Raw genomic sequence first — 17,788 nt, forward strand, 5'->3', positions numbered from 1 at the left:
GTCCCAACCTAAATTCCTGTGGCAAGGGAATTTGCTCCCTCGCCACAGGTGCGCCCCCGATCAAGACAACGGCGGCCGAAAAATCTCCCCCTGCCGCCATGCAGACGCACCATTGCCCTCGGCTATACTCCCGGCAATTCAAAGTGCCCCGAGGTTTTACTGTGAAGAACTGGACGTTGCGCCAACGCATCCTGGCGAGTTTTGCGGTGATCATCGCCATCATGCTGCTGATGGTAGTGGTCACGTATTCGCGGTTGTTGAAGATCGAGGCCAGCGAACAGAAAGTGCGTACCGACGCCGTCCCAGGGGTTTATTTCAGTTCCATGATCCGAGGCGGCTGGGTCGACAGTTACGTCAAGACCCAGCAGATCGTCGGCCTTTCCGGCCAGCGCGAAATCACCGCTGAGGACAAGGTGCTCTATCAGGGGTACGAGCAGCATCTTCGCGAAGAAATCCAGAACTATCAGAAGTTGATCCAGGAGCCGGCCGACCAGGCTTCGTTCGACGAATTCGAGGTCAATCACCAGGACTTCAACAAGGCCTTGGCAAAGGTGCTGGACCTGTACCAGCGCAAGGACTACGAAGGCGCACGCCTGGCATTGGAAAAAGAGCTGACGCCGGCATGGCTCGACGGCCGTGTGCATTTGAACCAGATCATCGAGCGCAATCGCGAGCTGGCGGAGCGAGCCGCTCAGACAATTGGTCATGCGGTGTCGGCCGCCGAGATTGCAATGGGCCTGTCATTTGTCGTTGCGGTGCTCGTGGCTGTGCTTTGCGGCCTGTTGCTGATGCGCGCGATCATGGCGCCCATGACGCGCATCGTGGAGATTCTCGATGTCATGCGCAGCGGCGACCTGAGCGGGCGCCTGAATCTGGCGCGCAAAGACGAATTCGGCGCCGTGGAGACTGGTTTCAACGACATGATGGCCGAGCTGACGTCGCTGGTGTCCCAGGCCCAGCGTTCCTCGGTGCAGGTCACCACCTCGGTGACCGAGATCGCCGCCACTTCCCGACAGCAACAGGCCACGGCGACCGAAACCGCCGCGACCACCACTGAGATCGGCGCAACCTCCCGGGAAATCGCCGCCACGTCCCGCGACCTGGTGCGCACCATGACCGAAGTTTCCACCGCCGCCGACCAGGCCTCGGTCGCTGCCGGGTCAGGCCAGCAGGGCCTGGCGCGCATGGAAGAAACCATGCACTCGGTGATGGGCGCAGCCGATCTTGTAAACGCCAAGCTGGCGATCCTCAACGAGAAGGCCGGCAACATCAATCAGGTGGTAGTCACCATCGTCAAGGTCGCCGACCAGACCAACCTGCTGTCGCTCAACGCCGCCATCGAGGCCGAGAAGGCCGGCGAATACGGACGTGGTTTCGCCGTGGTCGCCACCGAAGTCCGCCGCCTGGCCGACCAGACCGCGGTTGCCACCTACGACATCGAGCAAATGGTTCGCGAGATCCAGTCCGCCGTTTCGGCGGGCGTGATGGGCATGGACAAGTTCTCCGAAGAAGTGCGCCGCGGGATGGCCGAGGTACAGCAAATCGGCGAGCAGCTCTCGCAGATCATTCATCAGGTCCAGGCGTTGGCGCCGCGGGTGTTGATGGTCAATGAGGGGATGCAGGCCCAGGCCACCGGCGCCGAGCAGATCAACCACGCCCTGGTGCAACTGGGCGATGCCAGCAGCCAGACCGTGGACTCCCTGCGCCAGGCCAGTTCCGCCATCGATGAACTCAGCCAGGTGGCCGCGGGGCTGCGCAGCGGCGTCTCGCGCTTCAAAGTCTGATGGGCGAGTTCGAAGCCCGATCTGGCGCCGCTTCGGCGGCCCGGAAAACGCTGTTCCTGGTGTTTTGCATCGGAAACGAGCGCTACGCGTTGCAGGCTACCGACGTGGTGGAAGTATTGCCGCGCTTATCGCTCAAGCCGATCGCCCGAGCGCCGTCCTGGGTGGCGGGGGTATTTGCCTGGCGCGGCGTTGTCGTGCCGGTGATCGACCTTTGTGCCCTGACCTTCGGCCAGCATGCCCAGGCGCGCACCAGTACCCGGCTGGTACTTGTGCACTATCGGCCGCAGGCGCAGCAAGCCGCGCAGGTGCTGGGTTTGATTCTGGAACAGGCCACCGATACGTTGCGTTGTGATCCGGCCGACTTCGTGCCTTATGGCCTGGACAATCGCCAGGCGCCTTACCTCGGCCCGGTGCGTGAAGATGCCCAAGGCATGCTGCAATGGGTCCGCGTCAATGATTTGCTCGACGAGTCGGTTCGCGCAGTGCTGTTTCCCACGCCGCCGCTGGACCTCGACGGCAGCGAGGGAGGGCGATGAACAGCGACCAGCGTTTTTTCGACTTCCTCAAGGAGCGCATCGGGCTCGATGTCACGTCCGTCGGCACTGCCATTATCGAAAGGGCGGTGCGCCAGCGTGTCCTTGCCGTCCCCGGCCGATCCACTGACGAGTACTGGCAATCGCTGCAACACTCTGCCCAGGAGCAGCAGGCGCTGATCGAAGCGGTAATCGTCCCGGAGACCTGGTTCTTCCGTTACCCGGAATCCTTCGCCACGCTGGCCCGGCTGGCCACCCAGCGTCTCGCCGAGATCAGGCACCTGCGGGCGCTGCGCATTCTCAGCCTGCCGTGCTCCACCGGTGAGGAACCGTATTCGATCGCCATGGCCTTGTTCGACGCAGGCCTTGGGCCGCATCAGTTCAAGGTCGATGGGATGGACGTCAGCCCGCTGTCGGTGGAAAAGGCCAGGCATGCGCGTTACGGCAGGAACTCCTTTCGTGGTGCCGACCTGGGTTTTCGCGAACGATATTTCAACGCCGAGGATGACGGCTATCGTCTCGATGAGCGCGTACGCGAGCAGGTGCGCCTGCAAGTGGGCAACTTGTTGGACCCGGCCCTGCTGGTAAACGAGGTTCCCTACGATTTCGTGTTCTGCCGCAACCTGCTGATCTATTTCGACCAGCCGACCCAGCAGCAAGTGTTCGCGGTTCTCAAGCGCCTGACCCATGAGGACGGCGTGCTGTTCATCGGACCCGCCGAGGGCAGTCTGTTGGGGCGCCTGGGCATGCGCTCGATCGGTATCGCCCAGTCGTTCGCCTTCAGCCGCCAGGGCGCGCCGGAGCCGCAACCGCTGCCGGCCCTGATGCCGACGCCGCTGCCGATTCGCCAGCCGCCACCGCGAGTCGCTCCGCCGGTGATTCGGCCCCGACCGTTTGCCGGTGGTGTCACGCCAATTGCCGCACCGAAAAGCAGCGACGCCGCGACCTTGTTGGCCAGTATTACCGCCCTGGCCAACGGCGGCAAAAGCGCCGAGGCCCGCGCCGCCTGCGAACAGTACGTGCGCAGCCATGCGCCAAACGCCCAGGTCTTCTATTGGTTGGGACTGCTCAGCGACATGGCCGGCAGTGCACTCGAGGCCCAGGGTTTTTATCGCAAGGCCCTGTATCTTGAGCCGCAACACGCCGAGGCGTTGGTGCACTTGGCGGCGCTGCTGGCTTCCCAGGGGGACGCGGCCGGTGCCCGTCGATTGCAGGAACGTGCGGCCCGCAGTGGGCGCGCGGCTGACAGTGAGCGTAGATCATGAGCGGTTCGGCTTTCTATAACGTGACCCATGACGATACCCAGGCCATCGATGACTGCTGGAACCGCATCGGCGTTCATGGCGACAAGTCTTGCCCGCTGCTGGCTGAGCATATTCACTGTCGCAATTGCTCAGCGTATTCGGCGGCCGCCACCCGTTTGCTCGACCGTTACGCCCTGCGCCAGGACGACCGTGACTTGGCCTATGCCCCGGTGGACGCCGATGTCGTCACGCGCTCGCTGCTGATGTTCCGCCTGGGCGAAGAGTGGCTGGGCCTGACCACCCGCAGCCTGGTGGAAGTGGCGCCGTTGCAGCCGATCCATTCATTACCGCACCAGCGCTCCCGGGCCTTGCTCGGGGTTGCCAATGTGCGCGGGGCCTTGGTGGCTTGCTTGTCGCTGGTTGATTTGCTTGGGCTGGAGCCAGGCTCGGCGGCGCCCTCGGGGGGGCGGGTCATGCCGCGCATGCTGATCGTCGGCGCGCAAGGCGGGCCGGTGATGATGCCGGTCGATGAGGTGGACGGTATCCATGCCATTGATGAACGTATTCTGGCTAACGCTTCGCAATCGACCGGCAAATACACCCGTGGTGTGTTGCAGTACAAAGGCCGCAACCTGCGTTGGCTGGATGAAGAGCAACTGCTGTCCGCCGTGTCCCGGAGCTTGTCATGACCCCCGACCAGATGCGCGACGCCTCGCTGCTCGAGCTGTTCAGCCTGGAAGCCGAAGCCCAGACCCAAGTGCTGAGCGCCGGGCTGCTGGCGCTGGAACGTGATCCGACCCAGGCCGACCATTTGGAGTCGTGCATGCGCGCGGCTCATTCCCTCAAGGGTGCCGCGCGGATCGTCGGGGTCGATGCCGGGGTCAGCGTGGCTCATGTGATGGAAGACTGCCTGGTCAGCGCCCAGGAACGGCGCCTGGTGTTGCGCGCCGAACACATCGATGCGTTGCTGCAAGGCACTGATCTGTTGACCCGCATTGCGACGCCCGGCAACAGTGTCGGCGCCGAAGACGTCGAGGCCTATGTCGCACTGTTAGGCCGTTTGCTTGACCCTGCAACGACGCCAGCACCGACGGTTGCGTCGCCGAAGGACGACCTATCCGCCGAGCCCATTGCTTTCGAAATGGCCGAGCCCGCGCCCACGGAGCTCGTAGGGCCGCCCACCAGGAAAAAGCGCGTCACCGAAGAGGGCGAGCGGGTCTTGCGAGTCACCGCCGGGCGCCTGAACAGCTTGTTGGACCTATCGAGCAAGTCCCTTGTTGAAACCCAGCGTCTCAAGCCTTGGCTGGCGACCATGCAGCGGCTCAAGCGCCAGCAAGGCAATGGTCTGCGCGCCCTCGAGGATTTGAATGTGCACCTCAAGGACCACGTCCTGAGTTTGCAGGCCCAGGAAGCCCTCGGCGATGCCCGGCGCCTGCTGGCCGAAACCCAGCAACTGCTGGCGCAGGAAATAGCTGAACTGGACGAGTTCGCCTGGCAGGCCAGCCAGCGGGCGCAAGTGCTGTACGACACGGCGCTGGCCTGTCGCATGCGCCCGTTTGCCGATGTGCTTTCGGGGCAGGCGCGCATGGTTCGCGACTTGGGCCGCAGCCTGGGCAAACAGGTGCGCCTGGAAATTGAAGGGGAGAAAACCCAGGTCGATCGCGACGTATTGGAAAAACTCGAAGCGCCGCTGACGCACTTGCTGCGCAACGCCGTGGACCATGGCATCGAGACGCCGGAGCAACGAGTGTTGGCCGGCAAACCCGCCGAAGGCCTGATCCGCCTGCGTGCCTCGCACCAGGCCGGCCTGCTGGTATTGGAACTGGTGGACGACGGTGCCGGCGTGGACCTGGAGCGGGTACGCCGCAGTGTCGTGGCGCGCGGCCTGTCCCCCGAGCACACCGCCGCCAGCCTGAGTGAAGAAGAGCTGCTGGCGTTTTTGTTCCTGCCCGGCTTCAGCCTGCGGGACAAAGTGACCGAAGTGTCCGGGCGCGGTGTCGGCCTGGATGCGGTCCAGCATATGGTCCGGCAGTTGCGCGGCGCGGTGGTGCTGGAGCAGACGGCCGGGCGGGGCAGTCGTTTCCATCTCGAAGTACCGCTGACGCTTTCGGTGGTGCGCAGCCTGGTGGTGGAAGTGGGCGGTGAAGCCTACGCGTTTCCCTTGGCCCGTATCGAACGTATGTGCGACCTGGCGCCCGAGGACATCGTCCAGGTCGAAGGCCGCCAGCACTTCTGGCACGAAGGTCGCCATGTCGGCTTGGTTGCCGCCACTCAACTGCTCAATCGCCCGGCGACGCCGAACAGCGACCAGACCCTCAAGGTCGTGGTGATCCGTGAGCGGGAGGTGATTTATGGCGTGGCGGTGGAACGGTTCATCGGTGAACGGACCCTGGTGGTCCTGCCCCTGGATGAGCGCCTGGGCAAGGTCCAGGACATTTCCGCCGGCGCTTTGCTGGACGACGGCTCGGTGGTGTTGATTGTCGATGTCGAAGATCTCTTGCGCTCGGTGGAGAAGTTGCTCGATGCCGGCCGACTGGAGCGCATTGCCCGGCGGAACGAGGCCCAGTCGCCGCGCAAGCGGATCCTGGTCGTTGATGACTCGCTGACCGTGCGTGAGCTGGAGCGCAAGCTGTTGCTCAATCGCGGCTACGACGTGGCCGTGGCCGTCGACGGCATGGACGGCTGGAATGCGTTGCGCGCGGAAGATTTCGACCTGCTCATCACCGACATCGACATGCCCCGCATGGACGGTATCGAGTTGGTTTCGTTGCTGCGGCGCGATAGCCGCTTACAATCGCTGCCGGTGATGGTGGTTTCCTACAAGGATCGCGAAGAAGATCGTCGCCGTGGCCTGGACGCCGGGGCCGACTATTATCTAGCCAAGGCGAGTTTCCACGACGACGCCTTGCTTGATGCCGTGGTCGAATTGATCGGAGGAGCACGGGTTTGAAGATCGCCATCGTCAATGACATGCCCCTGGCGGTCGAGGCCTTGCGCCGCGCGCTGGCGTTAGAGCCTGCGCATCAGTTGGTCTGGGTGGCCGTCAATGGCGCTGACGCTGTGCAGCGGTGCGCCGAATACACCCCTGACCTGATCCTGATGGACCTGTTCATGCCGATCATGGATGGTGTGGAGGCGACGCGGCGGATCATGGCCGACACCCCGTGCGCCATCGTGGTCGTGACCGGTGACAGCCAGCAGAACGTCCATCGGGTATTCGAGGCCATGGGCCATGGCGCCCTCGACGTGGTCGATACGCCGGCCCTGGGCGTTGGCAGGCCGCAAGACGCTGCGGCACCGTTGTTGCGCAAGATCGCCAACATCGGCTGGCTGATCGGCGAGCGCGGGAACGCTGAGCGCGCCACCCCGACCGCACCGCGTGCGCCGTTGTCACGCAACAGCCTGGTGGCGATCGGCTCGTCGGCGGGCGGCCCGGCTGCGTTGGAAGTGTTGCTCAAGGGGCTGCCGCGTGACTTCGCCCCGGCCATTGTGCTGGTCCAGCACGTGGACGAAGTGTTCGCCGCTGGCATGGCCGAGTGGCTCAGCGGTGTGTCGGGCCTGGATGTCCGGCTGGCCCGGCATGGCGAGACGCCGCAAGGTGGCACGGTGTTGCTGGCAGGGACCAACCACCATCTGCGCCTGTTGAAAAACGGTACGCTTGCCTACACCGCCGAGCCGGTCAATGAGATCTATCGGCCCTCCATCGATGTGTTTTTCGAAAGTGTCGCCCATTACTGGAACGGCGATGCGGTGGGGGTATTGCTCACCGGCATGGGCCGCGACGGTGCGCAGGGGCTTAAACTCATGCGCCAGCAGGGCTGCGTGACCATCGCCCAGGACCAGCAGAGCAGCGCGGTGTATGGCATGCCGAAGGCGGCGGCGGCTATCGACGCGGCGGCGCAAATTCTCGCGCTGGATAAAATAGCGCCACGCTTGGCGGAGATTTTCACCCAATGACCAACCCCCGCACCCCAGGCAGTATTCAGGTGAGCCTTCATGAATGATTTACAGCTCGACGATTTCAAGCGCGACGAGAACGCCGCGATGGTCTTGCTTGTCGACGACCAGGCGATGATCGGCGAGGCGGTGCGGCGCGGGTTGTCGAATGAACAGAACATTGATTTCCACTTCTGTTCCGACCCTCACCAAGCCATTGCCCACGCCGTTCGCATCAAGCCGACGGTGATTCTCCAGGACCTGGTTATGCCAGGCCTCGACGGCTTGAGCCTGGTGCGTGAATACCGCAACCACCCGGCGACCCGAGACATTCCGATCATTGTCCTGTCCACCAAGGAGGACCCGCTGGTCAAGAGCGCGGCGTTTGCCGCCGGGGCCAATGATTACCTGGTCAAGTTGCCGGATAACATCGAGCTGGTGGCGCGCATCCGTTATCACTCGCGTTCCTACATGATGCTGCTGCAGCGCGACGCAGCTTATCGCGCCTTGCGGGTCAGCCAGCAGCAGTTGCTCGACACCAACCTGGTTTTGCAACGGCTGATGAACTCCGATGGCCTCACGGGGCTGTCCAACCGCCGGCACTTCGATGAATACCTGGAGCTGGAGTGGAGGAGGGCGCTGCGGGACCAGACCCAGCTGTCCCTGTTGATGATCGACGTGGACTATTTCAAGTCCTACAACGACAATTTCGGCCACCTGGAGGGCGATGAAGCCCTGCGCAAGGTCGCCACGGCGATCCGCGATTCCTGTAGCCGACCTTCGGATCTGCCGGCCCGTTACGGCGGCGAGGAATTCGCCCTGGTTTTGCCGGGCACCGCGCCTGGCGGCGCCCGGTTGATGGCCGAGAAACTGCGCCAAAGCGTGGTCGCCCTGAACATCCCTCATGCCACGCCTGACGGCGGCGAGAACCTGACCATCAGCATTGGCGTCTCGACCTTCACCCCACAGCAGGGCGGCGATTGCCGGCAACTGATTTCGGCGGCGGACAAGGGGCTGTACCTGGCCAAGCACAATGGGCGTAATCGGGTGGGGGTTGAATAAGCCTCTGCGGGATGGCTTTCGTGGCGAGGGAGCTTGCTCCCGCTGGGCGCGCAGCGCCCCTGAAATAAGTTGGCTCGGTGTGTCAGGTTGAGTGAGGGAGCCGTTTTGGGGCGCACTTCACAACCCAGCGGGAGCAAGCTCCCTCGCCACAGGGGCCGTGCGCTGAATCTCATTCCCCCTAAAGCCGCCAGGCGGGCTGCCGCTGGCGCTTGATTACGTTATACTCGCCGGCTTTCAAAAGTTCGCCAACGAGTGCTGCCCGCCATGGAAATCAACCCGATCCTGAACACCATCAAGGACCTGTCCGAGCGCTCCGAAACTATTCGGGGGTATCTTTGACTACGATCAAAAGCATGAGCGCCTGACCGAAGTCAATCGCGAGCTTGAAGATCCGAATGTCTGGAACAACCCTTCCTACGCCCAGGAGCTGGGCCGCGAGCGCTCTGCGCTGGCGCAGATCGTCGAGACCCTGGACGAAATGTCCAGTGGCCTGGCCGATTGCCGCGACCTGCTGGACATGGCCGTCGAAGAAAATGACGAAGGTGCGGTCGGCGATGTCGTCGCCGAACTGACACGTCTCGAAGAGGCCCTGGCCAAGCTGGAATTCCGTCGCATGTTCAGCGGCGAGATGGACATGAACAACGCCTACCTGGACATCCAGGCCGGTTCCGGCGGTACCGAAGCCCAGGACTGGGCCAACATCCTGCTGCGCATGTACCTGCGCTGGGCTGACAAACGCGGTTTCGACGCCACCATCATGGAACTGTCGGCCGGTGAAGTCGCCGGGATCAAGGGCGCCACCGTACACATCAAGGGCGAATATGCCTTTGGCTGGCTGCGTACCGAGATCGGCGTGCACCGCCTGGTGCGCAAGAGCCCATTCGACTCCGGCAACCGTCGCCACACCTCGTTCTCGGCGGTATTCGTCTCGCCGGAAATCGATGACAACATCGAGATCGAGATCAATCCGGCTGACCTGCGCATCGACACCTACCGCTCCTCCGGTGCTGGTGGCCAGCACGTCAACACCACTGACTCGGCGGTGCGGATCACCCACGTTCCGACCAACACCGTGGTCAGTTGCCAGAACGAACGTTCCCAGCACGCGAACAAAGACACCGCGATGAAAATGCTGCGGGCCCGTTTGTACGAGCAGGAAGTGCAGAAGCGCAATGCCGCGTCCCAGGCGCTGGAAGACACCAAGTCGGACATCGGCTGGGGTCACCAGATCCGTTCGTACGTGCTCGACGCCTCGCGGATCAAGGACCTGCGCACCAGCATCGAACGCAGCGACTGTGACAAAGTGCTCGACGGCGACATCGACGAATACCTGATCGCCAGCCTCAAGCAAGGGCTGTAACGCGACACCCACGCGGTGGGCAGGCACGCTTTCTCGGGAGCGCGGCTTGCCCACAAACTCCGGCCCCGGGGCCGGGGGCAACGAACCTGTGATGGAAACCTTAAAGACATGAGCGACCTAGAACTCGACCCGCAAGCCCTGCAACAGGAAGAAAACTCCCTGATCGCCCTGCGCAAGGAAAAGCTTGCTGCCGAGCGCGCCAAGGGCCAGGCCTTCCCTAACGACTTCCGCCGCGATTCGTACTGCGACGCCCTGCAGAAGAAGTATGCGGACAAGACCAAGGAAGAGCTGGCCGAGGCGGCGATTCCGGTCAAGGTTGCCGGTCGCATCATGCTCGACCGTGGTTCGTTCCTGGTGATCCAGGACATGACCGGTCGCATCCAGGTCTACGTCAACCGCAAGACCCTGCCGGAAGAAACCCTGGCCGCCGTCAAGACTTGGGACCTGGGCGACATCATTGCCGCCGAAGGCACCCTGGCCCGTTCCGGCAAGGGCGACCTGTATGTCGAAATGACCAGCGTGCGCCTGCTGACCAAGTCCCTGCGCCCATTGCCGGACAAGCACCACGGCCTGACCGACACCGAGCAGCGCTATCGCCAGCGTTACGTCGACCTGATCGTCAACGAAGACGTGCGCCACACGTTCCGCGTGCGTTCGCAGGTCATTGCCCACATTCGCAGCTTCCTGATGAAGCGCGACTTCCTCGAAGTCGAGACGCCGATGCTGCAGACCATTCCTGGTGGCGCGGCGGCCAAGCCGTTCGAAACCCACCACAACGCCCTGGACATGGAAATGTTCCTGCGCATTGCGCCCGAGCTGTACCTCAAGCGGCTTGTTGTCGGTGGATTTGAAAAGGTCTTCGAGATCAACCGCAACTTCCGTAATGAAGGCGTTTCAACCCGGCACAACCCCGAGTTCACCATGCTCGAGTTCTACCAGGCCTACGCCGACTACGAAGACAACATGGACCTGACCGAAGAGCTGTTCCGCGAGCTGGCGCAGTTGGTATTGGGCACCACCGACGTGCCTTACGGCGACAAGGTGTTCCACTTCGGCGAACCGTTCGTGCGCCTGTCGGTGTTCGACTCGATTCTCAAGTACAACCCGGATATCACCGCGGCCGACCTGCAGGACATCGACAAGGCTCGCGCCATCGCCAAGAAGGCCGGCGCCAAGGTCCTTGGCTTCGAAGGCCTGGGCAAGTTGCAGGTGATGATTTTCGAAGAGCTGGTCGAGCACAAGCTGGAGCAGCCGCATTTCATTACCCAATACCCGTTCGAAGTCTCGCCGCTGGCCCGTCGCAACGACGAGAATCCAAGCGTGACCGACCGTTTCGAGCTGTTCATCGGTGGCCGTGAAATCGCCAACGCCTACTCCGAGCTCAACGACGCGGAAGACCAGGCCGAGCGCTTCATGGCCCAGGTGGCCGACAAGGACGCTGGCGACGACGAAGCCATGCACTACGACGCCGACTTCGTGCGTGCCCTGGAGTACGGCATGCCGCCGACGGCTGGCGAAGGCATCGGGATCGATCGCCTGGTGATGTTGCTGACCAACTCACCGTCGATCCGCGATGTCATCCTCTTTCCGCACATGCGGCCCCAAGCGTAAGTGTTTCAATTAAAAAGCCGCCTCGATGGGCGGCTTTTTATTGCCTGTCTGGTACAAACGTATCAAATGGTTACTTCTGACTAGCGAGGAAAGACCTGTCGTGAATCGTGCAATGGCTCCAGAAGGTGCAGCGGGCGTCGCCACTGCTGTCGCTGAAAGTGTTCAGTACCAGGGTCGCAAGGCCAGCCGACAGGGCAGTGAACAGCGCCGCCAGGAGATTCTCGACGCGGCCATGCGCATCGTGGTGCGCGATGGCGTGCGGGCGGTGCGACACCGCGCGGTGGCTGCTGAAGCGGGCGTGCCGCTGTCGGCCACCACTTACTATTTCAAGGACATCGACGACCTGCTCACCGATACCTTCGCCCAGTATGTGGAGCGCAGCGCGGCATTCATGGCCAAGCTGTGGACCAACAATGAAGGCCTGTTGCGCGAAATGGTCGCCTATGGCGACGGCAGCGCCCAATCGCGCTCGCAACTGGCGGACGATATTGCCCGGATGACGGCTGACTACGTGCGGCACCAGTTGGACAGTCGTCGCGAGTACCTGATGGCCGAGCAGGCCTTTCGCCAGGAAGCCCTGCTCAACCCGCGCCTGGCGGAGTTGGTGCGTTCCCACCAGCAGATTCTGCTGCACGGCACGTGTCAGTTTTTCCAAGTATTAGGCTCGCGCGAGCCGCAACAGGATGCCAAAGTGTTGACGGCGATTATCGGACGGATGGAATATCAGGGCTTACTCAATGGCGCCGAGCCGGTAGCCGATGAAGACATGCTCGGCATCCTGACTCGTTACATGCACCTGGTACTGGCGTCGGTGTAACCCTTTTTGGGTCCACCGCAGCCCCTGTGGCGAGGGAGCTTGCTCCCGCTGGGCTGCGCAGCAGCGCCTTTTTTGTGAGCGCTGCGCACTGGAGCGCCAGCCCGGTCAAGCGGGAGCAAGCTCCCTCGCCACAGGGGGATAAAAGCGACCTGTACCATAGGGAGTTCAAATGAAAGCCTGGCGTGCCGTTGTACTGGCCGTGTCGTTGTTGTTACTCAGTGGTTGCCTGGTGTCGTTCAAGGCGCCGCTGCCCGACAGCGAAGCCGCGCCCAAGGGCCTGCTCGGCCAGTGGACCAGCACCAACGCCTGGGGTGAACCGTTGAACCTGGAGCTGACGGAAGTCGGCAAGCACCGCTACCAGGCGATCAGCTATTTCAGGGCCAAGCCCCAGGAGCGCGAAGCCATTCCCCTGACCGTCTCCCGTCACGGCAGCCGCTGGTACCTGTCGGCCAAAGTGCCGGCGCGCTATGGTGGGCATTTCCTGATCGCCGGCTTCGAACTGACCGACAAACATGAGCTGGTGGTCTACAACCTGGACCTGGAGCAGATCAACCAGGCGATCGGACAGAAGATTCTCAGTGGTCAGCCGAACCAGAGCGGGGAAGGCGACGGCGTGTTGGTGGACAGTGACATGGACAAGGTCTTCAGCTATCTCGACGACCCGGCGAACTCCGATGTGTTCTCGGAAGCCGTGCGCTACCAACGACTGACCCAACCCCAATAACTGCAACAAGCGGACGTTTTTTCACAGGAGTTCCGGGTGGACGATTACCAGCAGACGATACGCAACCTGTCCGATCGCATTGTGCTGGCGCAAACGCCGATTCGCATTCTCGACGCGGTGAAGTGGGACGAGAACATCCGCAAGGGCTTTCTCAAGGCTAAGGGCAAGGAAATGCCCGCCGTGGACCGCGACTATTACCTCAACCGACCGCTGGCGTTCGATTCGAGCAAGGTGAAGCTGGAATTCCAGAACATCGAGCGCGACATCACCCGCCAACTCGGGCAGTTCAACCCGGTTGGCCAGATCATGCGGCGCATGTGCAAGGAGTACCGCATGGTGGTGCGCATGCTCGAAGCGCGCGGCACCGAGGATTTCGGGTTGATTTCCCAGGAGCTGTACGGCGCCGCCTCCGACGCCTTCCATGCCGGTGACCCGACCCTGGCCGACCTGGGCCTGATGCTCTCCGACTACTTGAATAACATCGATGGCCGTGGCGACCTCAAGGACGAACCGAAAGTCCTCAGCGCCAAGGAGGCGGTAAGCCTGTTGCAGCATCGCCTCAATCGGGTGTTTGGCGAGGCCGAGGAAACCATCCGCGTGTTCGAGTCCGACGGCATTGTCGCCGACGCGGCGGCAGGCGCCGACTACATCAAGATCCGCACCGACGCGATGTTCAATGAGCGCGACGTGCGGGCCCTGGAAGTCCACGAGGGATTGGTGCACGTCGGCACCACCCTGAACGGTTTGAACCAGCCGATCTGCACCTTCCTGTCCAAGGGGCCGCCCTCGTCGACGGTGACCCAGGAAGGCTTGGCGATCCTCATGGAAATCATCACGTTCGCCTCTTACCCAAGTCGCCTGCGCAAGCTCACCAACCGCACCCGCGCCATCCACATGGTGGAGGAGGGGGCCGATTTCCTCCAGGTGTTCGAGTTCTTCCGCGAGCAAGGTTTTGAAATGGCCGAAAGCTATGGCAACGCCAGTCGGGTTTTCCGTGGCTCGGTGCCGACCGGTCTGCCATTCACCAAGGACTTGTCCTACCTCAAGGGCTTCATCATGGTTTACAACTATATTCAGCTGGCCGTGCGCAAAGGCAAGCTGGAGCAAGTGCCACTGCTGTTCTGCGGCAAGACCACCCTGGAGGACATGCGCACGTTGCGGCAACTGGTAGACGAAGGCCTGGTCGTCCCGCCCAAGTACCTGCCCGAACAATTTCGCGACATGAACGCGCTGTCGGCCTGGATGTGCTTCTCCAACTTCTTGAACCATCTGAGCCTGGACCGGATCGAAGCGGATTATTCCAACATCCTTTAAGCATCACGAAGTCCAACCACGGGGGGACTGCGTTCAACTTCTGACTTGCGAGGCTGCACCGGATGCGAACCCTCGGCATCATTTGCCTGTTGTTGGCCTTGAGCGGTTGCAGCTCCCTGCTGTTCTACCCAGAGCGCGGCCTGCCTTTCACGCCGGAGCGGGCCAAGCTCGAATACCGCGATGTCACCCTGACCACCGCTGACGGCCTGAAGCTGCGCGGCTGGTGGCTGCCGGCCAAGCCGGGCGTCGAGGTCAAGGGCACGGTGCTGCATCTGCACGGCAATGGCGGCAACCTGGCCTGGCACCTCGGCGGGAGCTGGTGGTTGCCCGAGCAGGGTTATCAAGTCTTGATGATCGATTATCGTGGCTATGGCGTATCCGAAGGTGAGCCAAGCCTGCCGGCGATCTACCAGGACATCGACGCGGCGTTCCAATGGCTCGACCAGTCGCCCGACGTCCAGGGCAAGCCGCTGGTATTGCTTGGCCAGAGCCTGGGCGGCGCGCTGGCGGTGCATTACCTTGTCGAACATCCCCAGCGCCAGCGGCAGCTCAAGGCGCTGGTGCTCGACGGCGTGCCCGCCAGTTATCGCGATGTCGGCCGTTTTGCCTTGGGCACGTCATGGCTGACCTGGGCGTTGCAAGTGCCGTTGTCATGGCTGGTGCCGGACGGTGACAGCGCCATCGGCTCGATGGCGCAACTGACCGGCCTGCCGAAACTGATCTACCACAGCCTTGACGATCCCATCGTGCCCCTTTCCAATGGCATCCGCTTGTACCAAGCTGCGCCGCCGCCCCGAGTCCTGCAACTGACGCGTGGCGGGCATGTACAAACCTTCGCCGACCCGACCTGGCGAACCGTGATGCTGCGCTACCTCGACGATCCCCAGCACTTCGACGGCCTGCGCCGCCTGGGCGAGGTTGCGAATTACCCGAAATCATCCGTTGAATCACCTGAGAATCCGCAATGAGCGAAGAACGTAACGCCATCCCCCTGATCATCACTGGCATCTGCAGCATCCTCGGCACCGTCGCGGTGCTCTGGTATTACGGCTACCTGCATTTCGCCAAGCCCGAGGATGCGTTGCTGCTCGACCAGTTCACCATGCTCAAGACCGTCCCGGGTGAGGATTACAAAGTCGCCCTGGAGCCTGCGCCACAAGTCGCCCAATGTATCGATGGCGTGCTGGTGTTGTTCGACACCGAGCAGAAAGGCCTGACTGGCGTGCTGATCAACCAGAAGAAGCGTGCCGTGCGCTGCATGGGCCAGGAAACGCCGCAGAAACTGCAGCCTTGAGCGATTCCATGGTATGAGCCAATAAAAAGCCCCGCCTGAGCTAACCCAGGCGGGGCTTTTTATCATGCGGTCAGCCGATCATTGCGCGCTCATGGTCGAACGTGGGGCGACTGGCTGGTTGTCGTTGGAGATGGTTACTTCCACGCGACGGTTCATGGCACGGCCCGAGACGCTGGTGTTGTCGGCGACCGGGAATTCCTTGCCGTAACCCTGGGTCACGATGCGGGCTGGGTCGACGCCCATTTTCACCAGGGCGGTACGCACGGAGCTGGCGCGGCGCTCGGACAGCGACTGGTTGTACGAGTCGGAGCCGGTGCTGTCGGTATACCCTTCGATGATCACTTTGCGATCCGGGTTTTCCTGGAGGAACTGCGCCAGTTTGCTCACGTTGGTCATGCCGCTGGTACGCAGGTCGGACTTGTTGGTGGCAAACAGCACGTCGCCGAAGGTCACCAGCGTACCGCGCTCGGTCTGCTTGGCGTTGAGGCTGTCCTGCAGCTGCTTGATCTGTGCGTTACGGGCTTCGAGCAGCGCGCGGGCGCGTTCGTCACCGGCGTTTTTCAGCTCGGCTTCGGCGTTGCGCAGGGCGATGGTCTGTTTGGCCACCTCGACACGCTGGTTGGTCAGGTAGGCCAGTTGGTCAACCTTGGCTTCGTCTTCCTTGTCCAGGTAGGCCTTGTCGGCCTTGGCCAGGAAATCGGCGGCGTCCTTGGTTTCCAGGGCGGCGACTTTAGTGGCGGCTGGATCGGCCTGCAGGCCGTTGTAGTTGGTGCGGGCCTGTTCCAGGTTCGCGTTCGGGTCGTGGGAGCAAGCGGCCAGGGCTACGCAGGCAGCGAGCAGGGCGGGCATCATGAAATGTTTGTGCGTCATAGTCTGTCGTCCTTTTATCGTTGAGAAGTACGTCGTGGCGTGAACAGGTTTACTGGACCTTGTTCATGCCTTCCTGACGCAGTTCCTGAACCCCTTTCTGGGAATCCTTGAGTGCTTGTTCGGCCTTGGCGGCCTGGGCCTTGCGCTCGGCGACGCGGGCGTCCCACTCGGCCTGTTCGGCCAGACGCTTGGCCTCTTCGTAATTCTCGTCGTGCATGGCGATCTCGGCCTGCTTGAGCTTGTCCTGGGCCGATTTCATTTCCACTGCAGCGAACTCGGTGCCACCGGCGCTGACGGCGCTGTTGACCGCTGATTGCGTGACTGCGTACTGCTCAGAAGGTGGATTGCCGGCACAACCGGCCAGGATGAAGCTGCTACCGATAGCCAGGGCAGCCAACTTCAGGCCGCGCAGGCCAGTGGATGAGGGTTTGGCAGTGCAGGTATTCATAGGCTTCAACTCCATTGGAAAACTCCTGAAAAAACACTTATCCATGCTGGGACCGAAGCCGTGACGTCTGTTTTGGCGCTGGCGCCAGGGGCGTTTATTTAAACGGCCGTTCCAGCATGGTTACTCGGTGTGACCCGAGGCGTTTTTCAAAAGTTCAGGCAAGGATGGCCAATCGCCAAAAGAAATGTTGACTGATCGGTCAGGCGCTAAAAAGCTGAACTTTCAAGGCGTGCGGCGGTATTCCCGGCACCTTGAGATCAAGTGCAGTGCCGGGAATCGCGCAAAAATGGAGGGGGGATCAGTGCCTGGACTTGTCGTTCTGCGAAGAAAGTTGCTGCAAGTGACGACGCGACAGCGCGAGAAAACGTGGGGTTGGACCGACATCTTCATACAGCGGATCGCCTTCCTCGTCGGTGGCGACGACATGCGAACCCTTGATGTAGGGAAAGCTCGCTTCGAGCTCCTCCAGCGCTGCGCCGATCAATTCGCCGAGCAGCTCCTCAGGCTGGCGCTTGGGGTACATGTCGCAGATTGCCGCCAGTCGCGCGGCCGCCTCCACATCCAAATGAATCGAGTAGCCGGTCTGGGTCAGGTGACCCTTGGCGTTTTCTTCCCAATGCTGGGCGAGCTCACGGATTTTCATGATGGCCTCAGTGGGCCTGCTCGTGGCAGGCGCGATAGTGACAAGCCGTTGTGTGGCTTATTCATGAGACTAGCTTTGTCCGACAAGGTTTAAAGTCCCTTCGTCGCTTGTCATAAACGACTGGCATCGGCACTCTCTTCCCAGGAGC

General features: G+C 62.1%; 17 protein-coding genes. 14 read left to right on the forward strand and 3 right to left on the reverse strand.

Annotated elements, in window-relative coordinates:
* Nucleotides 1-161: 161 nt before the first annotated feature.
* From HU806_RS09570 to HU806_RS09635, 14 genes are all read left to right on the forward strand, one after another.
* Nucleotides 162-1,784, forward strand: coding sequence for a methyl-accepting chemotaxis protein (locus HU806_RS09570; RefSeq protein WP_186611146.1), 1,623 nt, complete (start codon nt 162-164; stop codon nt 1,782-1,784).
* Complete coding sequence (locus HU806_RS09575; protein WP_186611147.1) at nt 1,784-2,320, forward strand: chemotaxis protein CheW; 537 nt, start codon at nt 1,784-1,786, stop codon at nt 2,318-2,320. The genes HU806_RS09570 and HU806_RS09575 overlap by 1 nt, the downstream gene beginning before the upstream one ends.
* Entirely contained in the window at nt 2,317-3,582 is a 1,266-nt protein-coding gene (locus HU806_RS09580; RefSeq protein ID WP_186611148.1) for a CheR family methyltransferase, read from the forward strand. The genes HU806_RS09575 and HU806_RS09580 overlap by 4 nt, the downstream gene beginning before the upstream one ends.
* Nucleotides 3,579-4,250 carry a chemotaxis protein CheW gene (locus HU806_RS09585; protein WP_186611149.1) on the forward strand — a complete coding sequence of 224 codons (672 nt, stop codon included), beginning with the start codon at nt 3,579-3,581 and terminating at the stop codon, nt 4,248-4,250. Before HU806_RS09580 ends, HU806_RS09585 begins: the two co-directional genes overlap by 4 nt.
* Complete coding sequence (locus HU806_RS09590) at nt 4,247-6,511, forward strand: hybrid sensor histidine kinase/response regulator (protein WP_186611150.1); 2,265 nt, start codon at nt 4,247-4,249, stop codon at nt 6,509-6,511. The genes HU806_RS09585 and HU806_RS09590 overlap by 4 nt, the downstream gene beginning before the upstream one ends.
* Entirely contained in the window at nt 6,508-7,518 is a 1,011-nt protein-coding gene (gene cheB / locus HU806_RS09595; RefSeq protein ID WP_186611151.1) for a chemotaxis response regulator protein-glutamate methylesterase, read from the forward strand. The genes HU806_RS09590 and cheB overlap by 4 nt, the downstream gene beginning before the upstream one ends.
* A gap of 39 nt (nt 7,519-7,557) precedes the next feature.
* The gene (locus HU806_RS09600; RefSeq protein WP_186611152.1) at nt 7,558-8,559 is read left to right on the forward strand and encodes a diguanylate cyclase domain-containing protein; all 1,002 of its coding nucleotides are present in this window, start codon (nt 7,558-7,560) and stop codon (nt 8,557-8,559) included.
* A gap of 264 nt (nt 8,560-8,823) precedes the next feature.
* A protein-coding gene (prfB, locus tag HU806_RS09605; protein ID WP_186611153.1) for a peptide chain release factor 2 occupies nt 8,824-9,919 on the forward strand; the annotation gives its coding sequence in 2 pieces (ribosomal slippage) (nt 8,824-8,895 and nt 8,897-9,919; 1,095 coding nt in all).
* Between the two features lie 108 nt (nt 9,920-10,027).
* On the forward strand, nt 10,028-11,530 hold the full coding sequence (gene lysS / locus HU806_RS09610) for a lysine--tRNA ligase (protein ID WP_186611154.1): 1,503 nt from the start codon (nt 10,028-10,030) through the stop codon (nt 11,528-11,530).
* Nucleotides 11,531-11,630: 100 nt separating this feature from the next.
* Nucleotides 11,631-12,347, forward strand: coding sequence for a TetR family transcriptional regulator (locus tag HU806_RS09615; protein WP_186611155.1), 717 nt, complete (start codon nt 11,631-11,633; stop codon nt 12,345-12,347).
* A gap of 169 nt (nt 12,348-12,516) precedes the next feature.
* Nucleotides 12,517-13,071 carry a hypothetical protein gene (locus HU806_RS09620; RefSeq protein WP_186611156.1) on the forward strand — a complete coding sequence of 185 codons (555 nt, stop codon included), beginning with the start codon at nt 12,517-12,519 and terminating at the stop codon, nt 13,069-13,071.
* A gap of 36 nt (nt 13,072-13,107) precedes the next feature.
* The gene (locus HU806_RS09625) at nt 13,108-14,385 is read left to right on the forward strand and encodes a flavohemoglobin expression-modulating QEGLA motif protein (RefSeq protein ID WP_186611157.1); all 1,278 of its coding nucleotides are present in this window, start codon (nt 13,108-13,110) and stop codon (nt 14,383-14,385) included.
* A gap of 62 nt (nt 14,386-14,447) precedes the next feature.
* Nucleotides 14,448-15,353 carry an alpha/beta hydrolase gene (locus tag HU806_RS09630; RefSeq protein ID WP_186611158.1) on the forward strand — a complete coding sequence of 302 codons (906 nt, stop codon included), beginning with the start codon at nt 14,448-14,450 and terminating at the stop codon, nt 15,351-15,353.
* Nucleotides 15,350-15,679 carry a PA3694 family proteiin gene (locus HU806_RS09635; protein WP_186611159.1) on the forward strand — a complete coding sequence of 110 codons (330 nt, stop codon included), beginning with the start codon at nt 15,350-15,352 and terminating at the stop codon, nt 15,677-15,679. Before HU806_RS09630 ends, HU806_RS09635 begins: the two co-directional genes overlap by 4 nt.
* A 78-nt stretch (nt 15,680-15,757) precedes the next feature.
* On the opposite strand, the gene lptF is transcribed toward HU806_RS09635, so the two are convergent.
* The 3 genes from lptF to HU806_RS09650 form a co-directional block, all read right to left on the reverse strand.
* A complete protein-coding gene (gene lptF, locus HU806_RS09640) occupies nt 15,758-16,549 on the reverse strand; it encodes a lipotoxin F family OmpA-related lipoprotein LptF (RefSeq protein WP_186611160.1) in 792 nt (263 codons plus the stop codon).
* 49 nt (nt 16,550-16,598) lie between these two features.
* Nucleotides 16,599-17,012 carry a DUF4398 domain-containing protein gene (locus HU806_RS09645; RefSeq protein WP_014336761.1) on the reverse strand — a complete coding sequence of 138 codons (414 nt, stop codon included), beginning with the start codon at nt 17,010-17,012 and terminating at the stop codon, nt 16,599-16,601.
* Nucleotides 17,013-17,295: 283 nt separating this feature from the next.
* On the reverse strand, nt 17,296-17,640 hold the full coding sequence (locus HU806_RS09650; protein WP_186611161.1) for a pilin assembly protein: 345 nt from the start codon (nt 17,638-17,640) through the stop codon (nt 17,296-17,298).
* Nucleotides 17,641-17,788: the final 148 nt, after the last annotated feature.

The sequence above is a fragment of the Pseudomonas sp. SWRI154 genome (genome assembly GCF_014268645.1).
Taxonomy (GTDB): Bacteria; Pseudomonadota; Gammaproteobacteria; order Pseudomonadales; family Pseudomonadaceae; genus Aquipseudomonas; species Aquipseudomonas marvdashtae.